Genomic DNA, 25,381 nt, shown 5'->3' with positions numbered 1-25,381 from the left:
GTTCTTTATTTTCCAAAGTGTTCCCTTTGTTATTTTCTGTGGATAACGTGTAAATAATGTACAATTTTGGTCTCTCAATTTGCACTTGTGGATATCTATATTCACCTGTTGTTAATAAAAAAGTTTATTATTTTCACCTGTGGAAAACTTCTTTTAAAAATGCTAAAATATATTCACAATATTTAAAAAAGGAGGCTTACCTGTGCTTAATTTAGATTTAGATTCACTTTGGCAATATATTATTGAATCTTTCAGTAAATCTTTAAATCCTGCTAGCTACAAGGCATGGTTTGGTCCAGCAGAACCAGTTCAATATATCGATCAAACACTAATTGTAAATGTTCCAACACCTTTACATAGGGATTATTGGACTCAAAAGCTTAATGGACAAATTTCAGATCTAATCCAAGAAGTATCTGGTGAAAAAATAACTGTTTTAGCTAAGCTACCTAGTGATCCTAATCCTCTAGAAAATTCAGAAAGTGTAACTACACCAAAAAAAGTTTCTGTTGCAGAAAATAATAATAGTTCTTCTTTTCTAAAAGAAACTCAACTTAACGATCGTTATACTTTTGATACTTTTGTTGTTGGTAAAGGTAATCAATTAGCACATGCAGCAGCACTAGCCGTTGCTGAAGAACCTGGCGTTTTTTACAACCCGCTCTTCTTCTACGGCGGTGTTGGTTTGGGAAAAACTCATTTAATGCACGCTATTGGACATCAAATGTTAGAAAATCGTCCTGATGCGAAAGTAAAATACGTTACTAGTGAATCCTTTGCCAATGATTTCATTAGTTCTATACAAACAAAGCGTCAAGAAGAATTCAGACGTGAATATCGAAGTGTCGATTTACTACTTGTAGATGACATTCAATTTTTTGCAGATAAAGTAGGTACACAAGAAGAATTTTTCCATACTTTCAACGCGCTATACGATGATAAAAAACAAATCGTTCTTTCATCAGATAGACTGCCTAATGAAATTCCAAAACTTCAACAAAGACTAGTTTCTCGCTTTAAATGGGGGCTATCCGTTGATATAACTCCTCCAGATTTTGAAACGAGAATCGCAATTTTAAGAAATAAGGCTGAGGCTGAACACGTTTCTATTCCAGATGACACACTTAGTTATATAGCTGGTCAAATAGATTCAAATATTAGAGAACTTGAAGGTGCTTTAATGCGAGTAGAAGCTTTTTCTTCAATGACTCGCACTCCAATTTCTACTAGTCTAGCAGCTGAGGCTCTTAAAAACTTAAAAGTCAGTGGCAAATCCAGCAAACTAACTATTCCTATCATTCAAGATAAAGTAGCTAAGTATTATCATGTAACAATTGCTGATTTAAAGGGAAAGAAACGTGTTAAATCTATCGTTATTCCTCGCCAAATTGCTATGTACTTATCACGTGAACTAACAGATGCCTCACTTCCAAAAATTGGAAATGAATTTGGTGGTAAGGATCATACAACTGTTATTCATGCTCATGAGAAGATTGCTGAAGCTCTTCATACAGACACTACTCTCCAAAAGGAAGTAAATGAACTGCGAGCCGAGCTGCAAGATTAGTTTGTGGATTAATGTTAATAACCTACTAATTTTATCCACAGCAATTCCACAAGTGATTTTCTTATATTTCAGGGTTTTATATACTTATCCACAGTATGAACAGGCCCTACTATTACTACTACTTATATAAATAATATATAAATATATATTAGGAGGATTCATATATATGAAATTTTCAATTCAACGAGCATCATTTATCAAATATTTAAACGATGTTCAACGAGCAATATCATCTAAAACGACAATTGATATTTTGACAGGATTAAAAATGGATTTGTCAAAAGATGCATTAACTTTAACTGGTAGCAATTCAGATATATCCATTGAAACAATCATTTCAATTGCAGATGATAATGCTGCATTACAAATTGAACAAGAAGGTGCAGTTGTTTTACCTGCTCGTTTCTTTAGTGAAATTGTAAAGAAATTACCAGAACAAACAATGACAATTGAAATTAACGAAAGATTTCAAGCAACAATTACTTCTGGATCAGCAGAATTTACAATTAATGGGTTAAATGCTGAAGAATACCCTCATCTTCCAGAAATTGATTCAAAAGATCAATTAACTGTTCCCGGCGATATACTAAAACAAGTTATTAGTCAAACAGTTATTGCTGTTTCTAATCAAGAAAGTCGCCCTATTTTAACTGGTATTCATTTGGTAATAAAGAATGGAGAATTACTTGCAGTAGCAACTGACTCCCATCGTTTAAGTCAACGTATCATCAAATTGTCAGGTGCTGACGATGCGGTTTATGATGTTATTATTCCAGGAAAATCTTTAAGTGAATTATCTAAAATGATTTCTGATAGTGACGAAAACATTGAAATTCAGATCTCAGAAAATCAAGCATTATTCATTCTAGGCAATACTTCTTTCTACACTCGTTTACTAGAAGGAAAATATCCTGATACTGAAAGATTAATTCCAAAAGTTTCAGAAATTACAGTTGATTTTAATGCAGTAGAATTACTTCAATCAATTGAACGTGCTTCCCTTCTATCTCATGAAGGCCGCAATAATGTAGTTAAATTAGCAATTAATCCAAGTGCACAAAGTGTTGTTCTTTCAGGTAATACTCCTGAAGTCGGAAATGTTGAAGAAGAATTACATTTCAAAAATTTAGAAGGTTCAGAGTTAGAAATTTCATTTAATCCAGATTATATGAAAGACGCCCTACGTTCATTTGGTCAATCAGAAATTACAATTGCGTTTACACAACCATTACGTCCATTCACAATTGTACCAACAGAAGATAAAGATAATTTTGTTCAGTTGATTACACCTGTGAGAACATTCTAAAAAGATAAATTAGATTAATTTATTTAATAAGACTCTTATGCTTTTTATGTATAAAGAGTCTTATTTTTATATAAAAAATTAATATACTATACTATTGTGATTGATTGATCAATATCAGTGAAAAATGATATAACCGTTGAGGCTGTAAACTTGTGTAGATTTCACAAATAAAACTAAAGATGAATAAGTAGCTTTGGTGTAGTGTTGCCGTTCTTTCAATTAATGCTCCTTGTAGTTTGGATATGCTAAAAAAGCAAATAAGAGTTATTTTGAGCCGTTTTAATATAGGGTAGGTAGGATAAGTCTAAATTGGTGTAAAAGTGCTATAAACGGTTAAAAAAGCCTTTAAAAATTGTCTTTTTATCAAAAAAAAGGTATAATTAGAAGGTATTTAAAAGAAAGTAGGGGATATTTTGACACAAAAAGTGAAGTTGAAGACAGACTATATAACTTTAGGTCAATTATTAAAGATTGTTGACATCATTAGTTCTGGTGGGCAAGCGAAATGGTTCTTACAAGAAAATGATGTTTTGATCAATGGTGAATTGGATAACCGTAGAGGTAGAAAGTTATATCCTAACGATTTAGTTGAAATTCCTGAATATGGAAAGTTTATGATGGAAGCTGACAAATAATGTATCTTGAAAAATTGGAACTTAAACATTTTCGAAATTATGAAGATGTTAATGTTGCTTTTTCTCCTCAAGTTAACGTTTTGATTGGGAAAAACGCTCAGGGAAAAACTAATTTATTGGAATCTATATATGTTTTAGCAATGGCACGTAGTCATAGAACGAGCAATGATAGGGAAATGGTAACTTTTAAAAAAGATGCCGCATTAATTAGAGGAGAAGTTCATCAACGTTTAGGTAACACGAAGTTAGAACTTTTGATAAGTCGTAAAGGTAAGAAAGCCAAAGTTAATTATTTGGAAAAAGCAAGATTGTCACAGTATATCGGGCAATTAAATGTTATTCTGTTTGCGCCGGAAGACCTAGCGCTAGTTAAGGGGGCTCCATCAGTTCGTCGAAGGTTCATAGATATGGAGTTTGGACAAATAGATGCTCTTTACTTACATGCCTTGACTGAATATCGGGCGGTTTTGCGCCAACGAAATAAGTATCTTAAAGAACTACAAACCAAAAAGGCAACGGATAAAGTATATTTAGAAATATTATCAGAGCAACTTTCAGAAAGTGGTTCGCAAATAATTTTTAAAAGATTAGAGTTTTTACAAGAATTAGAAAAATATGCTGATAAGTTACATAACCAAATCACACAGGGGAAGGAACATTTACAATTTCAGTATGAAAGTACATTGAAAGAATACCAAGGAAAGAGTGTGTTGGAATTAAAGCAATCCTTGATTGAACAGTATAAAACTATGATGGATAAAGAAATTTTTCAAGGGACAACATTGCTCGGCCCGCATAGAGATGATGTTCGTTTTATGTTGAATGACAAAAATGTTCAAGTGTATGGATCGCAAGGCCAGCAAAGAACAGCAGCGTTGTCTGTGAAATTAGCTGAAATAGATTTGATGAAAGAAAAAACAAATGAATATCCAATCCTGTTGTTAGATGATGTGTTGAGTGAGTTAGATGGTGCTCGACAAACTCATTTATTGAAAACTATTCAAAATAAAGTACAAACATTCCTGACTACACCAGGATTATCAGATGTTGCGCAACAATTAATTAATAAACCCAAAATCTTTAGAATAGATAACGGAAAAATTACAGAAGAAAATTCATTTACGATTGAGGAGGAATAGCGGTGACTGAAGAAGAAAGAAAAGAAAAACTTCAAGAAGAAAAGGCAAAAGAATATGATGCTAGCCAAATACAAGTTCTTGAAGGTTTAGAAGCTGTTCGTAAACGCCCAGGTATGTACATTGGTTCAACAAGTTCTCAAGGGCTACATCATTTAGTATGGGAAATTATTGATAATGGTATCGATGAAGCTTTAGCAGGATTTGCTGATGAAATTAATGTAACAGTTGAAGAAGACAATAGCATTACTGTAAAAGATAATGGTCGTGGTATTCCTGTTGATATTCAAAAGAAAACAGGTCGTCCTGCATTAGAAACAGTTTTTACGGTCTTACATGCCGGTGGTAAATTTGGCGGTGGAGGCTATAAAGTTTCTGGTGGTCTTCATGGTGTGGGTGCCTCAGTTGTAAATGCATTATCAACAAATCTAGATGTAAAAGTCATGCGAGAAGATGATGAAAACGTCTATGGTATGGACTTTAAATTAGGTAAAGTAGCTACCTCTATGACAGTTGTAGGAAAGTGTCCTCGCCATGAACATGGAACGATTGTCCATTTCAAGCCAGATCCAGATATTTTTACAGAAACTACAACCTATGACATCAATGTGTTAACTAAAAGAATTCGTGAATTAGCCTTTTTGAATAAGGGATTAAAGATAACAATTGATGATAAACGTCAAGAAGAACCAACGCATGAAGAATTTCACTATGCTGGTGGTATTAAGCATTATATTGAATTCTTGAATAAGGGTAAGGAAGTTATTTTCCCAGAACCTATTTATGTTGAAGGTGAACAAAATGGAATTACGGTGGAAGTAGCTTTACAATACACTAATGATTTCCATTCTAACTTGTTATCTTTCACCAACAATATTCATACCTATGAAGGTGGAACTCATGAATCTGGATTTAAAACTGCTTTAACAAGAGTAATTAATGATTATGGTCGTAAAAGTGGCTTGATTAAAGAAAATGATGCAAATCTTTCCGGGGAAGATGTACGTGAAGGCTTAACAGCTGTAGTATCAATTAAACATCCTAATCCACAATTTGAAGGACAAACAAAGACTAAGTTAGGAAATTCAGATGCTCGAAAGGTTACTGATAAATTATTTAGTGAAACTTTCAATAAATTTATGCTGGAAAATCCTACAGTTGCAAAGCAAATTGTAGAAAAAGGACTTTTAGCCGCTAAAGCTCGTATTGCTGCTAAGAGAGCACGTGAGGTAACACGTAAGAAGAATGGTTTAGAAATTTCTAATTTGCCAGGGAAATTAGCTGATAATACTTCAAAAGATCCTGAAATTTCAGAGTTATTTATTGTCGAAGGGGACTCTGCTGGTGGTTCTGCCAAGCAGGGACGTTCACGTTTAACACAAGCTATCTTGCCAATTAGAGGTAAGATTTTAAACGTTGAAAAAGCAACAATAGATAGAATTTTGGCTAATGAAGAAATTCGTTCGCTATTTACAGCTTTAGGAACAGGATTTGGAGAAGAATTTGATGTTTCTAAGGCAAACTATCATAAGTTAATCATCATGACTGATGCTGATGTCGATGGTGCTCACATCAGAACTTTGCTATTAACTTTGATATATCGTTTCATGAAACCTATGCTTGACGCAGGTTACGTATATATTGCACAACCACCTTTGTATCAAGTGCGTCAAGGTAAGATGATAAAATATATTGATTCTGACGAAGAATTGAATGATGTTTTAGGAAGTTTACCACCTAGTCCAAAGCCTGTTATTCAACGTTATAAAGGTTTGGGTGAAATGGATGCTGAACAGTTATGGGAAACTACAATGAATCCTGAAAATCGTCGATTATTGAGAGTAGAATTATCAGATGCAGAAGAAGCAAATGAAGTATTTGAAATGTTGATGGGAGATCATGTTGGACCTCGTCGTCAATTTATAGAGGATAATGCAACATTTGTTAATAACTTGGATGTTTAATTACATCGTGAGCAAAAGTGTTAGGAGGTAAGAAAATTGGTAGATTTACCAAATAGAATTAAAGACGTTGATTTATCTAAAGTTATGCGTACATCGTTTTTAGACTATGCGATGAGTGTTATTGTAGCTCGTGCTTTGCCTGACGTACGCGATGGTTTAAAACCAGTTCATCGTCGTATCTTGTATGGAATGAATGAATTAGGGGTTACTCCTGATAAGCCATATAAGAAATCCGCACGTATTGTTGGTGATGTAATGGGTAAATTTCATCCACATGGTGACTCTGCGATTTATGAATCGATGGTACGTATGGCACAAGATTTCAGTTATCGTTATATGTTAGTAGATGGTCATGGTAACTTTGGTTCTGTCGATGGTGATGGTGCTGCTGCGATGCGTTATACAGAAGCTAGAATGTCAAAGATTACTCTAGAAATGCTCCGTGATATCAATAAAGATACAATTGATTTCCAACCAAACTACGATGGAACTGAAAGAGAACCTGTTGTTTTACCAGCACGTTTTCCTAATTTGCTAGTTAATGGGGCTACAGGTATTGCTGTAGGTATGACGACAAATATCCCGCCTCACAATTTGGGAGAAGTTATTTCCGGAATTCATATGTTAATGAAAAATCCTGATGTAACTACAGCTGATTTGATGGAGGCAATCCCTGGACCAGATTTCCCTACTGGCGCAATTGTAATGGGAAAATCTGGTATCAGAAAAGCATACGAAACAGGTAAGGGTACTGTTACTTTACGTGCCAAAGTTGAAATTGATGAGCAAGCTAATGGAAAACAACAAATTGTTGTACACGAGTTGCCATACATGGTAAATAAAGCTCGATTAATTGAACGTATTGCAGAATTAGCACGTGAAAAGAAAATCGAAGGCATTACTGATGTTAAAGATGAATCAGATCGTGAAGGTATGCGTGTAACGATTGATGTTCGTAGAGATGTTAGTGCTTCAGTTGTATTAAATAATTTGTATAAATTAACATTAATGCAAACTACTTTTGGTTTTAACATGTTGGCCATTGTTAATGGAACACCAAAGATTCTTAGCTTGAAGCAAATTCTACAATACTACTTGAAACACCAAGAAGAAGTAATTCGTCGTAGAACTGAGTTTGAATTAAAGAAAGCTAAAGCAAGAGCTCATATTTTAGAAGGATTACGTATAGCTTTAGATCATATTGATGCCATCATTAATATCATTCGTGGTTCTCAAAGCCCAGATGTAGCTAAAGATAGATTGATGAATGAATATCAATTAAGTGATAAACAAGCTCAAGCTATCTTAGATATGCGTTTAGTACGTTTGACAGGACTTGAAAGAGACAAAGTTGAAAACGAATATTCGAAGACAATGGCAGCAATTGCAGACTATGAAGATATTCTAGCTAAGCCTGAAAGAATCGATAAGATCATTTATGAAGAACTACTAGAAATTCAAGAAAAATTTGGTGATGAAAGACGCACTGAATTGATGGTTGGTGAGGTTTTAAGTATTGAAGATGAAGATCTAATCGAAGAAGAAAATGTAGTAGTTACATTAACACATAATGGCTATATTAAACGTCTACCAACTAGTGATTTTAAAGCACAAAATCGTGGTGGTAGAGGTATTCAAGGTATGGGAGTTCATGATGATGACTTCATTGAACATTTATTGACGACCTCAACTCATGATGAATTGCTATTCTTTACAAATGTTGGAAAAGTATACCGGATGAAGGCATATGAAATTCCAGAATATGGTAGAACTGCTAAAGGAATTCCGGTAATTAATTTATTGGATATCTCTGCAGATGAAAAAATTCAAACAGTGATAAATATTCCTGCAGATAAAGTTCAAACTGACAAGGAAATGTATCTATTCTTTATCACACGTCAAGGAACGGTAAAAAGAACTTCGGTCAGTGAATTTGGAAATATCCGTAAAAATGGTTTGAAGGCTATAACTTTACGTGATGGTGATGAATTAATAAATGTCCTAGCTACCGATGATTCTAAGAACATAATCATCGGTACTCATCAAGGTTATGCTGTATCTTTCGATGAAAAAGATATCAGATCAATGGGTCGTTCTGCCGCTGGTGTTAGAGGTATCCGTCTTCGTGATAACGACTATGTTATAGGTTCTGCAATTCTTGAACCTGAAAGTAAAGTCTTCGTTATTTCTGAAAATGGCTACGGTAAGCAAACTGCTGCTAGTGAGTATCCAATTAAAGGCCGTGGTGGAAAAGGTATAAAGACAACAAATGTCACTGAAAAGAATGGACCGTTGGCAGGACTAACAACTGTAAATGGTGATGAAGATATCATGGTTATTACTGATAAAGGTGTCATGATACGCTTTAAGATTAGCGATGTATCTGAAACAGGACGAGCAACATTAGGTGTAAGATTAATTAATTTAGGTGCTGATTCTATTGTATCGACAATGACAAAAGTTGAGCCAGAAGACGAAAACGAAAATAGTGAAGAAACAACTCAAGAAGTAAGCACTGAAATTAGTGATGATACAAAAGATAGCGATGTTGCTAGATTATTAGATGCTGCTCAAAAAGATGGTGAATAGAATTTTTTAAGATTGGGAAAATATCCCAATCTTTTTTTTGAAAAGATTTTTATTTTACGTATGTTAATTATTAGTAGGGTAAATCAGGAAAACTCTTGCTAAACGATTAAAATCATGATATAATTTTAATTCGTGAATGTATATCATTCAAATTAATCCTTGTTCTCTGTTCAAAGGAGAACAGAGAACCATAAGTCCATAAGGAGGTGCAAATAGACATGACAAATTACGAAATTACTTACATCATCAGCCCAGCTATCGATGAAGCAGCAAAGACTGCTTTAGTAGAACGTTTTGATAACATTTTGAAGAACGACGGTGCTGAAATCGTAGACTCAAAAGACTGGTCTAAGCGTCGTTTTGCATACGAAATTGGTGGTTTCAGTGAAGGTATTTACCACATTGTAAACATCAAGGCTGAAAATGCAGATGCAATCAACGAATTTGACCGTCTTGCAAAGATTAATGATGGCATTTTACGTCATATGATCGTTAAACGTGAAGACTAATAAATTTAAAAGAGATATAAAAAATTAAGGAGGAGTTACTGTGATTAATAGAGCTATTCTAGTAGGTCGTTTAACAAGAGATCCTGATTTACGTTACACGGCTTCTGGAGCTGCGGTTGCTACATTTACTGTTGCTGTAAATCGTCAATTTACTAACCAACAAGGTGAACGTGAAGCTGATTTTATTAACTGTGTAATGTGGCGTAAACCAGCAGAAAATTTTGCCAACTTTACTCATAAGGGTTCATTGGTTGGGATTGACGGACGAATTCAAACTCGTTCTTATGAAAACCAACAAGGAACAAGAGTATATGTTACAGAAGTTGTAGCTGAGAATTTCTCATTGTTGGAATCACGTGCCGAAGCAGATCGTTATCGTGAACAACATGGAATGACACAAAATAATTACGGAAATAATGCTCCTTCGCAAAATCAAGCATCACAGTTTGATAGCAATCCATTTGGTGATTCTCAACAAAATAATAGTTTTGGTGGAAATACACCATCAAATAATGGAGCAGATAATAGTGCTGATCCATTTGCTGATAATGGACAATCTATTGATATTTCTGATGATGACTTGCCATTCTAGTAAGCGTGAGGAGGGAATAACATGGCTCAACAACGTAGAGGCGGACGTCGTCGCCGTAAGGTAGACTACATCGCAGCAAATCACATTGAATACATCGACTACAAGGATACAGATTTATTACGTCGTTTCATTTCTGAACGTGGAAAGATCTTACCTCGTCGAGTAACAGGTACAAGTGCTAAGAACCAACGTAAGTTAACAGTTGCTATTAAGCGTGCTCGTATCATGGGCTTATTGCCATTTGTTGCTGAAGATTAATAGTTAAAGTAAGACACTTAACAATGTTTATACATTGTTAAGTGTCTTTTTTAATCGTATATCTTGATTAATCCCTGAGTACCATCATTGCCTAATTTAAATTCATCAACCATTGTTTGATAAAGTTCTTCAGCTTTTTCTGTCGCAGGAAGACTGATACCCATGTTTTTAGCAGAATCTAGAGCAATACGTAAATCTTTGAGAAAATGCTTAGCAAAAAATCCAGGAGTATAGTCAGATGCTAAGATTCTAGGTCCGTAATTATTTAGACTCCAGTTGGCTGCTGATCCAGCTCCTACTGTAGTAAGAATAGAATCTAAGTCTAGTCCAGCTTTTTTAGCATAGACGAGCATTTCAGTTAATCCAGTCATTGTTCCAGCAATCATAATCTGATTTGCCATTTTAGCATGTTGTCCAGAACCAGCTGGGCCAAATAAGTGATAACTCTGAGAAATAACTTCAAAAACATCTGTAAGCTTATCGAATGATTCTTTATCTCCTCCAACCATAACAGTCAGAGTACCATTTTTTGCTCCAACATCACCGCCAGATACAGGAGCATCTAAAACAAAGAGATTTCTTTTTTGACCCTCTTGATAAATCTTTTGAGCAAGAGAAGGACGACTAGTAGTCATATCAACTAGGATAGATTGTGGTTTAGCTCCTGCGAAAACTCCAGTTTCAGAATTAAAGTATACGTCTTCAACATCTGATGGGAATCCAACCATTGTAAAGATAATATCACTTTGTTGAGCTACTTCTTTGGGTGAGTCAGCCCAACTAGCACCTAAAGAAACTAAATTATCAGTTTTAGATTTAGTTCGATTATATACAACCATTTCATAGCCGGCTTTTAACAAATTAACGGAAATAGCATTTCCCATAACACCAGTGCCAATAAAACCTATTTTCATATAAGGTACCTTCTTTCTATAACGCTACCTTAATTTTAACACTAATAAATTTTGCAAAAAGAAATAATGCTTATGGAAGAAATAAGAGAGTAATGTTAGAATTTAACATGATCTAATTTTTAATAGTGAATAGAATAGGTGAATTATTTGGAAAAATTATTGAGTATTGTAGTTCCGTGTTACAATTCGCAAGATTATATAGATCGGTGTGTGGAGTCGTTATTTCCCGGAAATGATAGAGTTGAAATTTTATTAATAGACGATGGTTCGACAGATAGGACAGCTGAGATTATAGATAAATATGAACGTACATATCCCAAGCAAGTAAAGGCTGTTCATCAAGAAAATGGAGGACATGGGCAAGCAGTAAACACTGGAATGTATTTAGCAAAGGGAAAGTATGTAAAAGTTGTTGATAGTGATGATTGGCTAGATTTAAATTCATATCAAAAAGTTCTGAATTTCCTAGAGAGTTTGGAAGAATCAAATGAAGAAATTGATATGTTAATTTGTAATTATATTTACGATAAAGTGGAGTTAGGACATAAAAAGGTAATTAAGTATCGATGGTTACCAAAAAATAAAAGTTTCACGTGGAACAAAGTACATTTACTGTATGGAGAATATTTTTTGATGCATGCGGTTATATATAGAACTAGTCTAGTAACCAAAGAAGCTAAATTAAAATTACCAAAGTATAAATTCTATGTAGATAACCTTTATGTATTTGAGCCATTGCCTTATGTTAAAAAGATGTACTATTTAGATGTTGATTTGTATCACTATTTTATTGGAAGAGAAGATCAATCAGTTAATGAAAAAGTGATGCTCAAACGAATAGACCAACAATTGTATGTTAATAAAAGAATGATAAAATTTTATGCTGAGAATATAGATGTTAATTCTGACGTAGGAAAATACATGAAGAGATATTTAGAAATTATTACGACTATTTCGTCGATACTTTTGATTCGTGGAAATACAAAAGAATACTTGGATTTAAAAGATGATTTATGGAATTATTTAAAAGAATATGACGATGTATACAGGATTTTACGAAGAAGACTATTTGGGATAGGTGTTAATCTTCCGGGAAAATTTGGTAGGAAATTAGCTACAGATGTTTATAAAGTAGCTCAAAGACTATATGGCTTTAATTGATTATATAAATGATTGAACAGATTATAAGTTCAATCATTTTTTAATACTTTGTAAACCAAGTGTAAAATAACTAAGTGAAATATTTCAGTTGATTAACGATTAATTGAAAAAGCTACATATTATTGGCATATTTAGTACAATGAATACTGGATAGTTTTTAAAGTAAGAACATATATAGAAATAAACAGAGGGGACAAATAATTTTGAGAATAACACAAAGACTAGTTATGGCAAGTGCAGTGTTAGCTTCAATTGGTGTTACTGGAATGATGCAAAATAAGCACATTTCTAAGACTGCGATGACAGAACATAAGAATGTTCAGAAAGCTACTGTGAAACACTCTACATTTTTTTCAAAAGTAAGTGCAGATACAATTAATCAAACGGCAATTAAAGGAATAAGCAATAGTAGTTCACCATTTCCAAATGTTAGTGTAAATGATTTACAAATTTCTTCAGGAATGGGCTGGCGTAGTATAGATGGTGTTCAATATCACCAAGGTTGGGATTTGCCGGCAGTACAAGGTACTCCAGTTTTAGCTACTAATAGCGGTGTTGTTAGTTATACAGGCTTTCTTCCAGATCAAGGTAATGTAGTTATCGTATATTTCCAAGAATCTAATACAGCTGTATATTTCCAACATCTAGCATCTATTACAGTATCTAAAGGGCAACAAGTAACAAGCGGACAACAAGTAGGTACTGTTGGAGGAACCGGTGCTTCTCCAGATTATAATAGTTATGCTCCTCATTTACATATTGGAGCTTTTAAGAATGCTTCAAACTACATTAATAATGCATATCCAATGCCATCATTACCAACTAATTCTGAAACTGCAGCAACAACTGATTTTATTTCACCAGCTGAGATGTTTGGTATTGATGATAATCAAAATAATTGGATTGATGAACAAACTAATATGTATGGTTCTAATAGTGAACAACCTGCATCGATTTCAGATGGCAACAACTTTGTAACAGTTGGACAAGCGTTACAACAAATACAGTAAGAAGATTCAAATATCTCTTAGTTATTAGATAAATTACTAATAACCAAGGGATATTTTTAATATTCTAAAGAAAAAAATAAGATATTTTCCTAGTGAGATCCTTTCTTGTATAATTACTGGGATAAGTGCTATAATTCAATTATTACTGTGTACGTACATGTATGCGTATGTAATATTAATATGAAATAAGTTACTAGAATTATTCTAGGACAAATTATAGAAGGTAAGGGGAACAAATATGTGTGGATTTGTCGGTTATGTTAACCAAACAGATGTCCAAGATGATGTAATTGAAAAGATGGCTAATCGAATTCGTCATCGTGGACCTGATGATGAAGCTTTCTTTAGAGATAATAATATTTCTATGGGATTTCGTCGTTTATCAATTATTGACTTAGCTCATGGTAAACAACCTATGTATAACCAAGACCAAACCAAAGTATTAACCTTTAATGGTGAAATTTATAACTACAAAGAAATTAGAAAAGAACTTAAAGAATTAGGATATAATTTTAGAACAGAAGTTGACTCAGAAGTTTTGATTCATGGCTATGATGCTTGGGGTCCAGAATTACTTCAAAAGACTCGAGGTATGTATGCTTTCGCAATCTATAACCAAAAAGAAAACGAAGTATTTTTAGCTCGTGATCATTTTGGAATTAAACCATTATACTACTATGATGATGGTGAAACATTCTTATGGGCTTCTGAAATCAAAGCTTTCTTAGATCATCCAAACTTCAAGAAGGAATTCAACAAGGAACTATTACCTATTCATTTGAGTTTCGAATTTATTCCTTCCAAGGAAACAATGTTTAAACATGTTTATAAAGTTATGCCAGGTCAATATGTAATTCATAAGAATGGCAAGACTGAGGTGCATCAATATTATAAATTTAATTATGATAAGATTGACAACTCACAAACAGTAGAAAGCGATGCTAGTCAAATTCGTAAATTAGTACGTGAATCTGTTGATGCACATATGGTTGCGGATGTTGAAGTAGGTAGTTTCTTATCTAGTGGTGTTGACTCAAGTTATGTATTTAATGAAGCAACAAAAATTAAGAAGCAACACATTCAATCATTTACATTAGGATATGATCGTTCTAAATATAGTGAAATTGATTGGGCGCATGATTTTGCTGAAGGAATCGGTCAAAAGAATACACCAATCAAGATTGACGCAGATGATTATTTTGGTATTTTACCAACAATCATGTATTACATGGATGAACCATTATCTAATCCATCTGCTATGCAATTATATTTCTTATCAAAAGGTACACGTGAACACGTTAAGGTTGCTTTATCTGGTGAAGGTGCAGATGAATTCTTTGGTGGATATAATACATACCTTGAAGCTGGTCCATTCGAACGTTATCAAAAATGGGTACCAGGCTTTGTACGTAAAGGTTTAGCTAAAGCAGTTGAAAACCTACCTCGTTTCCATGGTCAACGTTTCTTAGTTCGTGGTGCACAACCATTGAGTGAACGTTACTACCGTGTAAACTATGTTTATAACTACCATGAACGTGAAAAAATCTTAAAAGATAAGAGTTTAAATGTTGATACAGGTGCATATACAAAGCACATCTTTGATGAAGTAAAAGATAAAGATGAAATGACACAAATGCAATACTTTGATATCAACACTTGGTTACCATTTGATATCTTACAAAAAGCTGATCGCATGAGTATGGCAAACTCACTTGAAGTTCGTACACCATTGGTTGACCGTGAAGTTGCAAAATTTGCAGCTACAATGCCAATTAAGACTCGTATTCAAGGAGATACAACTAAGATTTCCTTACGTAAAGCAGCACAAGCAGAATTACCTGAAAAGGTTGCTAATAAGGAAAAATTAGGTTTCCCATCTCCAGTTGCTCAATGGATGAAAGAACCTAAATATAAGAAAATGATCGAAGATGCTTTCACATCTGATGTTGCCAAGAAATTCTTTGATACTGATGCATTACTTGAAATCTTCAAAGAACATTTGAATGGTAAATCAAGTATGCAAAAGATTTTTACAATCTATACATTTATTTTGTGGTATCAAGTATACTTCCCTGAAGACTGTGAACATGACATTAGGGATCAAATTCGTTTTAACAATGTTAAAGCACATGCAAATGAACAAAATTTTGCAGAAGCTTAAAATATAAGATATTGTAGTCGTGAGAGAGTTCTCACGGCTATTTTTGTTGACTGATTAAAAAAGGCCTTATTAAGATAGCAGAGAAAGGAAGTGAGTATTTTGCCTAAAAATCGTATGGAGGCATTTAGTGATGGAGTTTTAGCAATTATAATTACAATTATGGTATTAGAGTTGCATATGCCTGATGGTGCAACATTCGATGCAATTAAATCAATTATTCCAACTTTTATTGCATATATACTTAGTTATCTTTATGTAGGTATCTATTGGAATAACCATCATCATTTAGTATCAACCCTATCAAAAGTATCAGGAAAAATACTATGGTTTAATTTGCACTGGTTATTTTGATGTCGTTATTGCCTATGGCAACAAAATGGTTAGGAGCATATCCATTTAGGACTGCTCCAACCTTTGTTTATGGATTTATTTTATTCATGTGTGCTATTTCTTACTATTTATTACAAATTGAGGTTTTGAAACAGCATAAAAAACATTCTAAACTTAAACAAATATTTGGTAGAGACTTAAAAGGAAAAATATCAATCATACTATATTTAACTATTACAATTTGTGCTCTATTCTTACCAATTTTAAGTTACGTTTTACTATTTGTTCCTACTTTACTATGGGTTATTCCAGATAGAAGGATCGAAAAATTCTATAATCCATAAATTGATGGTCTAATAAAATAGAAAAACTATTATATAAAATAATAATTAAAGATTTAATTATTGTGAACAACATGATATAATATCAACCTGTAATAACGATCATTAGAGAGGTGATTATTTATGTTAAAAGAATTTAAAGAATTCATATCTCGTGGTAATGTAATGGACTTAGCAGTTGGGGTAATCATCGGTGGTGCTTTTACAGCTATTGTTAATTCTTTAGTTAAGTATATTATTAATCCTTTCTTAGGTTTATTTGTCGGAGCAATTGATTTTTCTGATTTAGTATTTAAAATTGGCAATGCGACATTTAGAGTTGGTAGTTTCTTAAATGCGGTAATTAACTTCTTGATTATTGCTTTTGTTGTATTCTTAATGGTAAAAGGTATCAACAAAGTGTTACGTCAAGACAAGAAGGAAGAAGCTCCAGCACCTAAAGATCCTCAATTGGAAGTATTAGAAGAAATTAGAGATTCTTTAAAGAAACTTGATAAATAATAAGTTTAAATAAAAGAAATCCTATGAAATTGGAATTAACCCAATTTCATAGGATTTTTTTAGTACTCGGAAGCTCCAGAAACTGCATCTGGGATGATTTGATCTTGTTCTTTTTTCTTTTGGTCATAATTTTCCGGTAAGGTTGATGGTGTTGTAATTACATCAAAAACATTTTGCATCGCGGAGTTAAAATCATCGCGAGATTCCCCTAGTTCACGCTTTAGGAAATAACTAAATGGACGTAAAGTAGTTGCTTGATATTTTTCGATAAAACTAGCTACTTTCTGTGGATCTTGGTAACTAGGATCCAAATACATATGCTCAGTAGTAAATGACATCTCTCGAGTAAATTTAACGTCAATTACAATTGGCTTGGAACTTTCTTTACCAGCAGCAATTGCTTCTTTAAAGTCGTCTAAAGTGTAGACTGTATACCCAATTGCACCCATTCCTTTGGCGATTGTTGCCCAATCAGTATCAGGAAGATCGACTCCAAAAACAGGTTGTTGAGTGTCATCAATTTGTTCAGCCTCGATATAGCCAAGGGTCTTATTGTTAAAAATAATGTTGATAATATTCAAATTGTACTTTACCTGTGTAATGATTTCCTCCATTAGCATAGCAAAACCACCATCGCCATTAAGACTATATACGTCACGATCTGGATAAAGTATTTTAGCTGCGATGGCCGCAGGAACACCATACCCCATAGTTGCGAATTGGCCTGAGGTAGTCCATTTTTGTTGATCATGTAAGTTCATAAGTCTAGCAAAGTTAATATTTACATTACCAACATCAAGAGTGAAGATTGCTTGATCACTAGCTTCTTGATTCAAAACTTCGAAAACTGGTTCAGGTCTAAGTGGGATATCTTCACTGTGTTTAAATCTATTTAACCATGCTAGCCAATTTTCTTTGTTAGCTAAAGCAGCTTTGTAGAATGGTGTTTCAGGTAATTCTTCACCTTGTTTAAGTAAGGCTTGCAATGTTTTTTTAGAATCAGCAAGAATTGGAACAGTAACTTGATGTCGTTTACCTAATTTTTCACTATCAATATCAATTTGAATGACTTTAGCCTTAGGATTAAAAAGGAAGATACTGAAAGGCACATCGTTACCAATCCAGAGAATTAAATCAGTATTAAATCCTAATTCTACTCCGGTTTTTGGAGCAACACGGCCAGTTGATCCCATATAAGTAGGATAGGTATCTTCAATAATTCCCTTAGCAAGAACAGAAGATACTAGAGGAAGTTTAAATTTAGCAGAAATTTCTTTCAATTCCTTAGCAGCATGTTTAGCCCCAATACCGAAGTAAACCATAGGTGCTTTAGCTGCTTTTATCAGTTCTAAAGCGTCGGTAATGGATTGAGGATTGGGTTCAGGGTAAATTGGTTCAACGTGGTTAGCAGCATTGGAAACAAAAGTATCAGGAATCATTTTCCATCCTAGGTCTTTAGGTAAAATTAGGGTGGCGACTCCACGATGCTTATAAGCTTGACGGATACCTTCATCAACAAGTTTAGGAATACTTTCAGCAGTCATAGCTGTTCTATTCCAACAAGCAACATTATCAAACCAAGGACCTTCATTGTAAGCTTGGAAGAAATCAATATTCATCTTAGTAGTAGGTACTTGAGCGATGATTGCGAATACTGGAACATGATCGGCTTTGGCATCGTGTAGTCCGTTAAGAAGATGAATGGCACCTGGACCAGCAGAGCCTAATACTACTCCAACTTTACCTGAGAGCTTAGCACTGGCAGAAGCAGCCAAGGCTCCAGCTTCTTCGTGGCGAACTTGAATAAATTTAATTTTATCTTGTTGATTGTGTAAAGCATTCATAGTAGAGTCAAGTGATCCACCGGGATGTCCATAGATATGATTAACTCCCCATTCATGCAAAACTTTTAACATGGCATCAGCGCCACTGATTTTATTAGGCATAAAAATTTACCTCTCTAAAAGTGATTTTACTTAAAGTTTAGGGAAAAAATAAGGTAAAGTCTAATAAAAAGCATATTAATTTTAGTAACAGAATAATATAAAAAACGGATAAAAATATCTAAATTAAGGTCCTTTTTACGGGAAAATAGACAAAATTTCACTATAAGTGTAATTTTTATATAAGAAGCCTTTATTTTTTACTTTTTCTCTGGTAAAATGTACTCTGGAAGTCATAGTTGTTAGCAATCTTTGGTAAAACTTTCACTCAAACACTCAAACTACTATCAATCGATGTTAATCCCCCCTATGTCTTCCATGAATGAACGCTTTTACTTATTTTCAAACTATCACTTAGACAAAAAAGCAAGAACATTCATCTTATGCTCCAGAAATTAGCTCAATTTCTGGAGTTTTTAGTATAGAATTTAGTTACTTTTTTCACTAAATTGAAATCGGTTACTTATTTGATATAATTAAATTGATAGGGTTAAATTAAGTTTGATTTGAGGTGTACAATATGGAATTTAAAGTTAGTGAAGAAGCTGGACGTAAATTAATTGAAGAAATGCGCCTTGAAAAAGGTGATAGAATAAAAATATTTACTAAAATATATGGTGGCATCCCAACAGTTTTTCCAAGTTATTATTTGGGAATTATGTTGGATAATGATGAGACAGCAGGTGTTGAGGTTACTATAGATGGTGTCTCTTTTTATTTGATGCCATCAGATACATGGTTAATTGATGACTATGATTTACATGTGGTTCTAGTCGATGATGAAGTGGAATATAGATTCACACAACCAGGTGAAACTGATGCAGTTAGTGGAGCATCTAAAAAGAAAGAAGATTAGTTTGGAAAACCAAGCTAATCTTTTTTAAGTTAGTTAATTAATGTATAAAAGTATCAAACAAATATTTCCTTTTTAGCAAAAACGTGAAATAATAGATATTTGAGACAAGTTTAAAAAGTTAGAAGGTGTAGGAGCTGATGGCATTAGAAATAACCCCAGCTTTATCTTTATTGGATGAACACCACCTCTTAAAAGAAGTGGTTAACGAACAAAAATTGACTTTTGAAAATGTAACTTATGATTCAAGAAAAGTGTCAGATAATACTTTGTTTTTCTGTAAAGGTAATTTTAAACCTAGTTACTTAACTTCAGCTTTAGAAAAAGGTGCAACAGCCTATGTTTCTGAACAAAAGTATGCTGAAGGAATGGATGCGACAGGTATTATTGTAACTAACGTACAAAAAGCGATGGCACTATTAGGTGCAGCATTCTATGGTTTTCCTCAAAATGAGTTATTTATTATTGCTTATACAGGAACAAAAGGAAAGACTACTTCAGCTTATTTTGCGGAGCATATTCTAGCAAAAGCAACAGATAAAAAAGTAGCTCTTTTTTCAACTATTGATAGAGTGTTGGGAAATGAACCTGATCAAAGATTTAAATCAGATTTAACAACTCCAGAATCACTTGATTTATTCCATGATATGAGAGCTGCAGTTAATAATGGCATGACTCATTTGGTAATGGAAGTTTCATCACAGGCATACAAGAAGAATCGTGTGTATGGACTTACATTTGATGTGGGGGTATTCTTAAATATCTCACCAGATCATATTGGTAGAAATGAACATCCAACATTTGATGATTATCTTCATTGTAAGGAACAACTCTTAGTAAATTCTAAGCGTTGTGTGATTAATGGAGAAACAGCTTATTTGAGAGATGTTTACTATACTGCAAAAGCAACAACAGAACCAGAAGATATATATGTTTTTGCACGCAAGGGTGCTCAAATTTCTGACAACATTCCAGTAGATATTGAATATCAAAATGATTTTGAAGATTTGCATAAAAGTGTAATTGAGGTTAAGGGACTTAGTGATAAAGTTCAAACCTTACATGTTGATGGAAAGTATGAATTAAGTGTGCCAGGCGATTATAACGAAGGAAATGCTACTAGTGCGATTATCGCTACTTTACTTGCAGGTGTTAAAGGTGAAGATGCACGCAAGACACTTGATAGAGTACATATTCCTGGTAGAATGGAAATTATTAAAACAAAAAATAATGGTACAATCTATGTTGATTATGCTCATAATTATGCTAGTTTAAAAGCTTTATTTGCCTTTTTAAAACAACAAACTCATGCCGGTCGAGTAATTGCTGTTTTGGGTTCTCCTGGAGATAAGGGTATTTCTCGTCGTCCAGGTTTCGGAAAAGCAATTAGTGAAGAAGTGGATCATGTGATTTTGACAACGGATGATCCAGGCTTTGAAGATCCAATGAAGATTGCTCAAGAAATTGATAGTTATATCAACCATGATAATGTAAAAGTAGAGTTTGAACTAGACAGAGAAATGGCAATTGAGAAAGCCATTAAAATGAGTACTAATAACGATATAGTAGTATTAGCGGGTAAAGGAGAAGATCCTTATCAAAAGATAAAGGGTGTCGATGTACCTTATCCATCAGATGTTAATGTAGCAAAGAAAATTGTGGAGGAATTATAATGAGTGCACCAGCATTTACACCAATTTTATTAGGTAGCGATTTTAATGTTTACGGAATGGCACGTTCTTTTTATGAACTATACCATAAACCAGTTAAGGCATTTGCAGAAATAGAATTGGCACCAACAAGATTTACAAAAATTGTTGACTTAGAATTAATAGATGGTTTTTCTGAAGATCCAGTTTGGATTAATGAAATGCGTAAGATAAAGAAACGTTACGCTGATCATGAAGAACCAGTAATCTTAATTGGTTGTGGTGATGGCTATGCAGAATTGATTGCTAAGCATAAGGATGAATTGTCAGATGTATTTATTTGTCCTTACGTTGACTATGATTTATTGAAGCATTTAAATAATAAGGAACGTTTCTATGAAATGTGTGACAAGTATGACTTACCATATCCAAAAACAAAAATCATCACCAAAGCTGATCATGACAGTGGAGACAAGATTGAACAACCATTCCAATATCCGGTAGCATTGAAACCAGCTAATAGTGTTGAATGGCTTGACGTTCATTTTGAAGGTCGTAAAAAAGCCTTTAGAATTAAGGATCGAGAAGAATTTGATTATGTTTTGAAACAAGCATATGCAAATGGCTATAAGTCTGACTTCATTTTACAAGACTTTATTCCTGGCGATGATAGTCATATGCGCGTATTAAATGCCTATGTAGATAAAGATCATAAAGTTAAGATGATGTGTATGGGACATCCTTTACTAGAAGATCCAGCACCATCGGCAATCGGAAACTATGTTGCAATATTGCCAGACTTTAATCAAGATATCTATAATCGTATCAAGAATTTCTTAGAGGCTATTAACTATACTGGTTATGCTAACTTTGATATGAAGTACGACACAAGAGATAACACATATAAGTTATTTGAAATTAATCTTCGTCAAGGAAGAAGTAGTTTCTTTGTAACTTTAGATGGTTACAATTTAGCTGATTGGGTTGTTAAAGACTACGTTAAAGATAGCTTAAAGGGTCAAGAAACGGTCTATGGAAATAAAGATGAAGAACAACACGCTTTATGGTTAGGTGTGCCTGCGAAAGTATTTAAGAAATATGCCAAGGATAATGAAGATAAGCAAAAAGCTTTGGAATTAATTAAAGCTGGTCGTTACGGAACAACTTTCGAATATTCTAAAGATATGAATATTAGACGTTGGCTATTAATTAAGTGGATGAATCATAACTATGTGAAGAACTTCAATCGTTATTTCAAAGAAAATAAAGGGTGATCTAAACTTATGAAAAATTTCTTTACAATTATTGGTGGTATGGGCACGATGGCAACTGAAAGCTATATTCATCAGTTGAATTTACGTACACCAGCTAATAATGATCAAGAATATTTGAATTATATTTTGGTTAATCATGCAACAGTTCCAGATAGAACAGCCTATATCTTAGATAATAGTAAACCAAATCCTAAGATTCCATTATTGGAAGATTTTAAACAACAAGCAGGTTTAAAACCAGACTTCTTTACATTGCCATGTAACACAGCACATTATTTTTATAATGAGTTACAAGCTGCAGTTGATGTACCTGTGTTGCATATGCCACGTTTAGCGGTTGAACAAATTAAGCAAGATTATCCTAATACTAAAAGAGTAGGGATTGTCGCAACTAACGGTACTTTACATGACGGTGTATACGATAAAGAAATCTTAGATGCTGGTTATGAATTAGTAAAACCAACAGCTGAAATTCAAGCTAAGACAATGGAATTAATTTATAATGACATTAAAGAAAAAGATTATGTTGATGGTAAATTATTCTATGAATTAGTTGAAGATATGGTAAAAGATGAAAAGTGTGATGCGGTTATTTTAGGTTGTACAGAGTTATCATTAGCTCAAGAGAGAGAACCTATTACTGATTTACCAATTATCGATAGTCAATCAGTATTGGTCGATAAGACGTTGGAATTAGCACTAAAAACACAAAAGAATAAATAGTAGAAAACCAGTGGGCAACGACCACTGGTTTTTTGTTATCTATTAAATTTCAAACGTAAGCTTGGCTCAGTAAACCATAAAATTAAAAAATTAAGTAGTAGTAGAGTAGCGGTAGAAATGAAAACAACATTGTAATCAAAAAGACCAGCTAAAGAACCACCTAAAAGTGAGCCGAACATATTGCCTAAAGCTTGGAAAGATTGATTCCAAGAAAAGACGGCAGATGTAGCTGATGCAGGAGAATTCTTTGTTAGTAAAGTTTGGATGGTAGGAAATAGTGCCCCATCAGAAATACCAATAAAGAAACGTAGAATTCCTAGTAACCAAATGCTTGAAACAAATCCTTGTGGGAAGTACATGATAACAGCAAAAAGATAACCTGCCATTAGAACTTTATTTGATCCATGAGCATCACCATAAGCTCCTAAACGTGGAGCTGAAATAATATTGGAAATACCTGGTAAAGCAGCAATAATACCAGCCACTAAGGCAATTGGGCCTTGATTGTGCATAAGTTCTTTGATGTATAAACTGATAATAGGGGCAATTGAAATATTCCCCAATTGAACCATCATAGTAGAAATAAGCAGAACAATGATTAGCCGAGGGTTTTGAAATTGTGATAATAAACCACGATGTTCTTTAGAATTTTTTTCTCGTTTAACAGGTACGAAGTATTCTTTAACTAAAGTGGCAGATAAAATTCCTGCTAGGGCTAGTAAGGAAGCGGTGATAAAAAAAGTGTCTCTAATAGAAAAGAATTGGGCTAATACACCACCGATGATAGGTCCCATTAACATTCCAGAAGTTGAGCCAGTGACTAGAGTTCCTAGAGCTTTCCCACTATGCTTTCTAGGTGTTTGCGATGCTATTAAAGCTTGAGCATTTGAAATGAAACCTGAAAATAAACCTTGAAGGGCACGTAAGGCAATTAATTCCCAGACGTTAGTGACAAGTCCCATTAAAAACATAGCAAAGGCCATACCAAAGGAAGCGCGAATTAACATAATTTTGCGTCCTTTAATATCAGCTAGCATTCCCCATAATGGAGAAACGATGGCAGTGACTAGAAAAGTAGCAGCATAGACCAAACCGCTATAAAAGGAAACTTGTGCCTTAGAAAAATGTCCTAGTTGACTGACATATAAAGACATAAATGGCATAAGCTCACTAAAAGCAATACCAGCGATAAAAGTACAAACCCATAGAATGTATAAATTACGTTTCCATGGGCTTTTTTCTCGTTGTGCTTCGTCCATAAAATAGTCCTTTCCTTTGTATAATATCGAAATATAGCTTATAGTAGTAAAGAAAGTAAAATAATTACTATATTAATTTACAAAGTGTAATGATAGACCTAATAATAAATAAATGCAAGTGAGAGAATAAAAAATGACACAAAAAAGAAATTTATCAGCCGAAAAAATAATAGAAGCAGCTAAAGAGATTATAAATAAAGAAGGGGCTGAGAAATTAAGTTTCAGTAAGGTTGCTGGTGTATTAGGGGTACATTCTCAGGCGATGTATCCATATTTTGCCGATAAAGAAGAACTAAAAATTGCAGTAATTAATGATTTTTTAGATAGTTTAGCTGAACAGATTAAAGAAGAATTGCAAGGAATTTCTGGAAAAGAAGCTCTACGTATATATGGTCGTAAACTACATGAATTATTATTGATCCAGCCACGATTAACACGTTTGGCTTTTGGTGGAATTGATTATAGTCAAAAAGAAGAAGCAAGAAATCATTTTAAAGATTTAGTAGAGTTGTTAGAAAGTTTGATTGAACCATTTGCTAAAAATGATGTTGATGTTATAAACAGAGCACGATTATATCGAGCTATGATATTTGGGTATGCTCAAAATGAACTGTGGGGCTTATTCAAATTAGCACTAGTTCCAGCACAAACGAGCTTTGAATTTACTTTAGAAGAAGCAATAGCGACAATTACTGCGTAGAATTAA

At 33.6% G+C, this 25,381-nt stretch carries 23 protein-coding genes; 20 read left to right on the top strand and 3 right to left on the bottom strand.

The window, feature by feature from the left end; genetic code table 11:
* Positions 1-202 precede the first annotated feature (202 nt).
* From dnaA to rpsR, 9 genes are all read left to right on the top strand, one after another.
* On the top strand, positions 203-1,567 hold the full coding sequence (gene dnaA, locus OZJ21_RS09640) for a chromosomal replication initiator protein DnaA (protein WP_098183839.1): 1,365 nt from the start codon (positions 203-205) through the stop codon (positions 1,565-1,567).
* A 166-nt stretch (positions 1,568-1,733) separates the two neighbouring features.
* Complete coding sequence (dnaN, locus tag OZJ21_RS09635) at positions 1,734-2,873, top strand: DNA polymerase III subunit beta (protein WP_003701413.1); 1,140 nt, start codon at positions 1,734-1,736, stop codon at positions 2,871-2,873.
* Positions 2,874-3,286: 413 nt separating this feature from the next.
* Complete coding sequence (gene yaaA / locus OZJ21_RS09630) at positions 3,287-3,508, top strand: S4 domain-containing protein YaaA (RefSeq protein WP_003703397.1); 222 nt, start codon at positions 3,287-3,289, stop codon at positions 3,506-3,508.
* Positions 3,508-4,647 (top strand): DNA replication/repair protein RecF, encoded by a 1,140-nt coding sequence (gene recF, locus OZJ21_RS09625; RefSeq protein WP_160993980.1) that lies wholly within the window; start codon positions 3,508-3,510, stop codon positions 4,645-4,647. Before yaaA ends, recF begins: the two co-directional genes overlap by 1 nt.
* A 2-nt stretch (positions 4,648-4,649) precedes the next feature.
* Positions 4,650-6,608 (top strand): DNA topoisomerase (ATP-hydrolyzing) subunit B, encoded by a 1,959-nt coding sequence (gyrB, locus tag OZJ21_RS09620; protein ID WP_003703395.1) that lies wholly within the window; start codon positions 4,650-4,652, stop codon positions 6,606-6,608.
* 36 nt (positions 6,609-6,644) lie between these two features.
* On the top strand, positions 6,645-9,197 hold the full coding sequence (gyrA, locus tag OZJ21_RS09615) for a DNA gyrase subunit A (protein ID WP_160993981.1): 2,553 nt from the start codon (positions 6,645-6,647) through the stop codon (positions 9,195-9,197).
* A 212-nt stretch (positions 9,198-9,409) separates the two neighbouring features.
* A complete protein-coding gene (gene rpsF, locus OZJ21_RS09610) occupies positions 9,410-9,706 on the top strand; it encodes a 30S ribosomal protein S6 (RefSeq protein ID WP_269148675.1) in 297 nt (98 codons plus the stop codon).
* A gap of 40 nt (positions 9,707-9,746) precedes the next feature.
* On the top strand, positions 9,747-10,298 hold the full coding sequence (gene ssb / locus OZJ21_RS09605; RefSeq protein ID WP_003708930.1) for a single-stranded DNA-binding protein: 552 nt from the start codon (positions 9,747-9,749) through the stop codon (positions 10,296-10,298).
* A gap of 21 nt (positions 10,299-10,319) precedes the next feature.
* The gene (rpsR, locus tag OZJ21_RS09600) at positions 10,320-10,556 is read left to right on the top strand and encodes a 30S ribosomal protein S18 (RefSeq protein ID WP_003701427.1); all 237 of its coding nucleotides are present in this window, start codon (positions 10,320-10,322) and stop codon (positions 10,554-10,556) included.
* A 50-nt stretch (positions 10,557-10,606) separates the two neighbouring features.
* Here rpsR and OZJ21_RS09595 read toward each other — a convergent pair whose 3' ends face one another.
* Positions 10,607-11,470 carry an NAD(P)-dependent oxidoreductase gene (locus OZJ21_RS09595; protein ID WP_268857751.1) on the bottom strand — a complete coding sequence of 288 codons (864 nt, stop codon included), beginning with the start codon at positions 11,468-11,470 and terminating at the stop codon, positions 10,607-10,609.
* 147 nt (positions 11,471-11,617) lie between these two features.
* Here OZJ21_RS09595 and OZJ21_RS09590 point away from each other — a divergent pair, with 147 nt between their 5' ends.
* The 6 genes from OZJ21_RS09590 (at position 11,618) to mscL (ending at position 16,974) form a co-directional block, all read left to right on the top strand.
* Positions 11,618-12,631 (top strand): glycosyltransferase family 2 protein, encoded by a 1,014-nt coding sequence (locus OZJ21_RS09590; RefSeq protein WP_160993983.1) that lies wholly within the window; start codon positions 11,618-11,620, stop codon positions 12,629-12,631.
* 227 nt (positions 12,632-12,858) lie between these two features.
* The gene (locus tag OZJ21_RS09585) at positions 12,859-13,641 is read left to right on the top strand and encodes a M23 family metallopeptidase (RefSeq protein ID WP_081558931.1); all 783 of its coding nucleotides are present in this window, start codon (positions 12,859-12,861) and stop codon (positions 13,639-13,641) included.
* Between the two features lie 238 nt (positions 13,642-13,879).
* A complete protein-coding gene (gene asnB, locus OZJ21_RS09580; protein ID WP_044004262.1) occupies positions 13,880-15,802 on the top strand; it encodes an asparagine synthase (glutamine-hydrolyzing) in 1,923 nt (640 codons plus the stop codon).
* A 99-nt stretch (positions 15,803-15,901) separates the two neighbouring features.
* On the top strand, positions 15,902-16,153 hold the full coding sequence (locus tag OZJ21_RS09575) for a TMEM175 family protein (RefSeq protein WP_223657280.1): 252 nt from the start codon (positions 15,902-15,904) through the stop codon (positions 16,151-16,153).
* 14 nt (positions 16,154-16,167) lie between these two features.
* Positions 16,168-16,476 (top strand): hypothetical protein, encoded by a 309-nt coding sequence (locus OZJ21_RS09570; RefSeq protein ID WP_268857750.1) that lies wholly within the window; start codon positions 16,168-16,170, stop codon positions 16,474-16,476.
* A gap of 120 nt (positions 16,477-16,596) precedes the next feature.
* A complete protein-coding gene (mscL, locus tag OZJ21_RS09565) occupies positions 16,597-16,974 on the top strand; it encodes a large-conductance mechanosensitive channel protein MscL (protein ID WP_003701438.1) in 378 nt (125 codons plus the stop codon).
* A 59-nt stretch (positions 16,975-17,033) separates the two neighbouring features.
* Here mscL and spxB read toward each other — a convergent pair whose 3' ends face one another.
* Complete coding sequence (gene spxB / locus OZJ21_RS09560) at positions 17,034-18,920, bottom strand: pyruvate oxidase (protein ID WP_268857749.1); 1,887 nt, start codon at positions 18,918-18,920, stop codon at positions 17,034-17,036.
* Positions 18,921-19,437: 517 nt separating this feature from the next.
* Here spxB and OZJ21_RS09555 point away from each other — a divergent pair.
* From OZJ21_RS09555 to OZJ21_RS09540, 4 genes are all read left to right on the top strand, one after another.
* On the top strand, positions 19,438-19,773 hold the full coding sequence (locus OZJ21_RS09555) for a hypothetical protein (protein WP_003705646.1): 336 nt from the start codon (positions 19,438-19,440) through the stop codon (positions 19,771-19,773).
* Positions 19,774-19,910: 137 nt separating this feature from the next.
* Complete coding sequence (locus tag OZJ21_RS09550; protein WP_268857748.1) at positions 19,911-21,443, top strand: UDP-N-acetylmuramoyl-L-alanyl-D-glutamate--2,6-diaminopimelate ligase; 1,533 nt, start codon at positions 19,911-19,913, stop codon at positions 21,441-21,443.
* Complete coding sequence (locus tag OZJ21_RS09545) at positions 21,443-22,693, top strand: carboxylate--amine ligase (RefSeq protein WP_003708939.1); 1,251 nt, start codon at positions 21,443-21,445, stop codon at positions 22,691-22,693. Before OZJ21_RS09550 ends, OZJ21_RS09545 begins: the two co-directional genes overlap by 1 nt.
* Positions 22,694-22,702: 9 nt before the next feature.
* Positions 22,703-23,416 carry an aspartate/glutamate racemase family protein gene (locus OZJ21_RS09540; protein ID WP_268857747.1) on the top strand — a complete coding sequence of 238 codons (714 nt, stop codon included), beginning with the start codon at positions 22,703-22,705 and terminating at the stop codon, positions 23,414-23,416.
* A gap of 35 nt (positions 23,417-23,451) precedes the next feature.
* On the opposite strand, the gene OZJ21_RS09535 is transcribed toward OZJ21_RS09540, so the two are convergent.
* Positions 23,452-24,675, bottom strand: a complete 1,224-nt coding sequence (locus OZJ21_RS09535; RefSeq protein ID WP_109241560.1) for an MFS transporter — start codon at positions 24,673-24,675, stop codon at positions 23,452-23,454.
* Positions 24,676-24,808: 133 nt separating this feature from the next.
* Between OZJ21_RS09535 and OZJ21_RS09530 the strand changes: the two genes are divergently transcribed.
* Positions 24,809-25,375 carry a TetR/AcrR family transcriptional regulator gene (locus tag OZJ21_RS09530; RefSeq protein WP_164479645.1) on the top strand — a complete coding sequence of 189 codons (567 nt, stop codon included), beginning with the start codon at positions 24,809-24,811 and terminating at the stop codon, positions 25,373-25,375.
* Positions 25,376-25,381 lie beyond the last annotated feature (6 nt).

Origin of the sequence: Ligilactobacillus sp. UO.C109, from assembly GCF_026847815.1 — a bacterium.
Taxonomy (GTDB): domain Bacteria; phylum Bacillota; class Bacilli; order Lactobacillales; family Lactobacillaceae; genus Ligilactobacillus; species Ligilactobacillus salivarius.
This window is presented reverse-complemented; position numbering and strand designations above follow the sequence as displayed.

Excerpts from the sequence above, each read along its gene's own strand:
- OZJ21_RS09530 (WP_164479645.1), top strand. The coding sequence starts at position 24,809 with ATGACACAAAAAAGAAATTTATCAGCCGAAAAAATAATAGAAGCAGCT.
- OZJ21_RS09545 (WP_003708939.1), top strand. The coding sequence starts at position 21,443 with ATGAGTGCACCAGCATTTACACCAATTTTATTAGGTAGCGATTTTAAT.
- dnaN (WP_003701413.1), top strand. The coding sequence starts at position 1,734 with ATGAAATTTTCAATTCAACGAGCATCATTTATCAAATATTTAAACGAT.
- OZJ21_RS09555 (WP_003705646.1), top strand. The coding sequence starts at position 19,438 with ATGGAATTTAAAGTTAGTGAAGAAGCTGGACGTAAATTAATTGAAGAA.
- OZJ21_RS09535 (WP_109241560.1), bottom strand. The coding sequence starts at position 24,675 with ATGGACGAAGCACAACGAGAAAAAAGCCCATGGAAACGTAATTTATAC.
- rpsR (WP_003701427.1), top strand. The coding sequence starts at position 10,320 with ATGGCTCAACAACGTAGAGGCGGACGTCGTCGCCGTAAGGTAGACTAC.
- OZJ21_RS09585 (WP_081558931.1), top strand. The coding sequence starts at position 12,859 with ATGGCAAGTGCAGTGTTAGCTTCAATTGGTGTTACTGGAATGATGCAA.
- OZJ21_RS09550 (WP_268857748.1), top strand. The coding sequence starts at position 19,911 with ATGGCATTAGAAATAACCCCAGCTTTATCTTTATTGGATGAACACCAC.
- recF (WP_160993980.1), top strand. The coding sequence starts at position 3,508 with ATGTATCTTGAAAAATTGGAACTTAAACATTTTCGAAATTATGAAGAT.
- spxB (WP_268857749.1), bottom strand. The coding sequence starts at position 18,920 with ATGCCTAATAAAATCAGTGGCGCTGATGCCATGTTAAAAGTTTTGCAT.
- asnB (WP_044004262.1), top strand. The coding sequence starts at position 13,880 with ATGTGTGGATTTGTCGGTTATGTTAACCAAACAGATGTCCAAGATGAT.
- OZJ21_RS09540 (WP_268857747.1), top strand. The coding sequence starts at position 22,703 with ATGAAAAATTTCTTTACAATTATTGGTGGTATGGGCACGATGGCAACT.
- mscL (WP_003701438.1), top strand. The coding sequence starts at position 16,597 with ATGTTAAAAGAATTTAAAGAATTCATATCTCGTGGTAATGTAATGGAC.
- OZJ21_RS09595 (WP_268857751.1), bottom strand. The coding sequence starts at position 11,470 with ATGAAAATAGGTTTTATTGGCACTGGTGTTATGGGAAATGCTATTTCC.
- OZJ21_RS09570 (WP_268857750.1), top strand. The coding sequence starts at position 16,168 with ATGGCAACAAAATGGTTAGGAGCATATCCATTTAGGACTGCTCCAACC.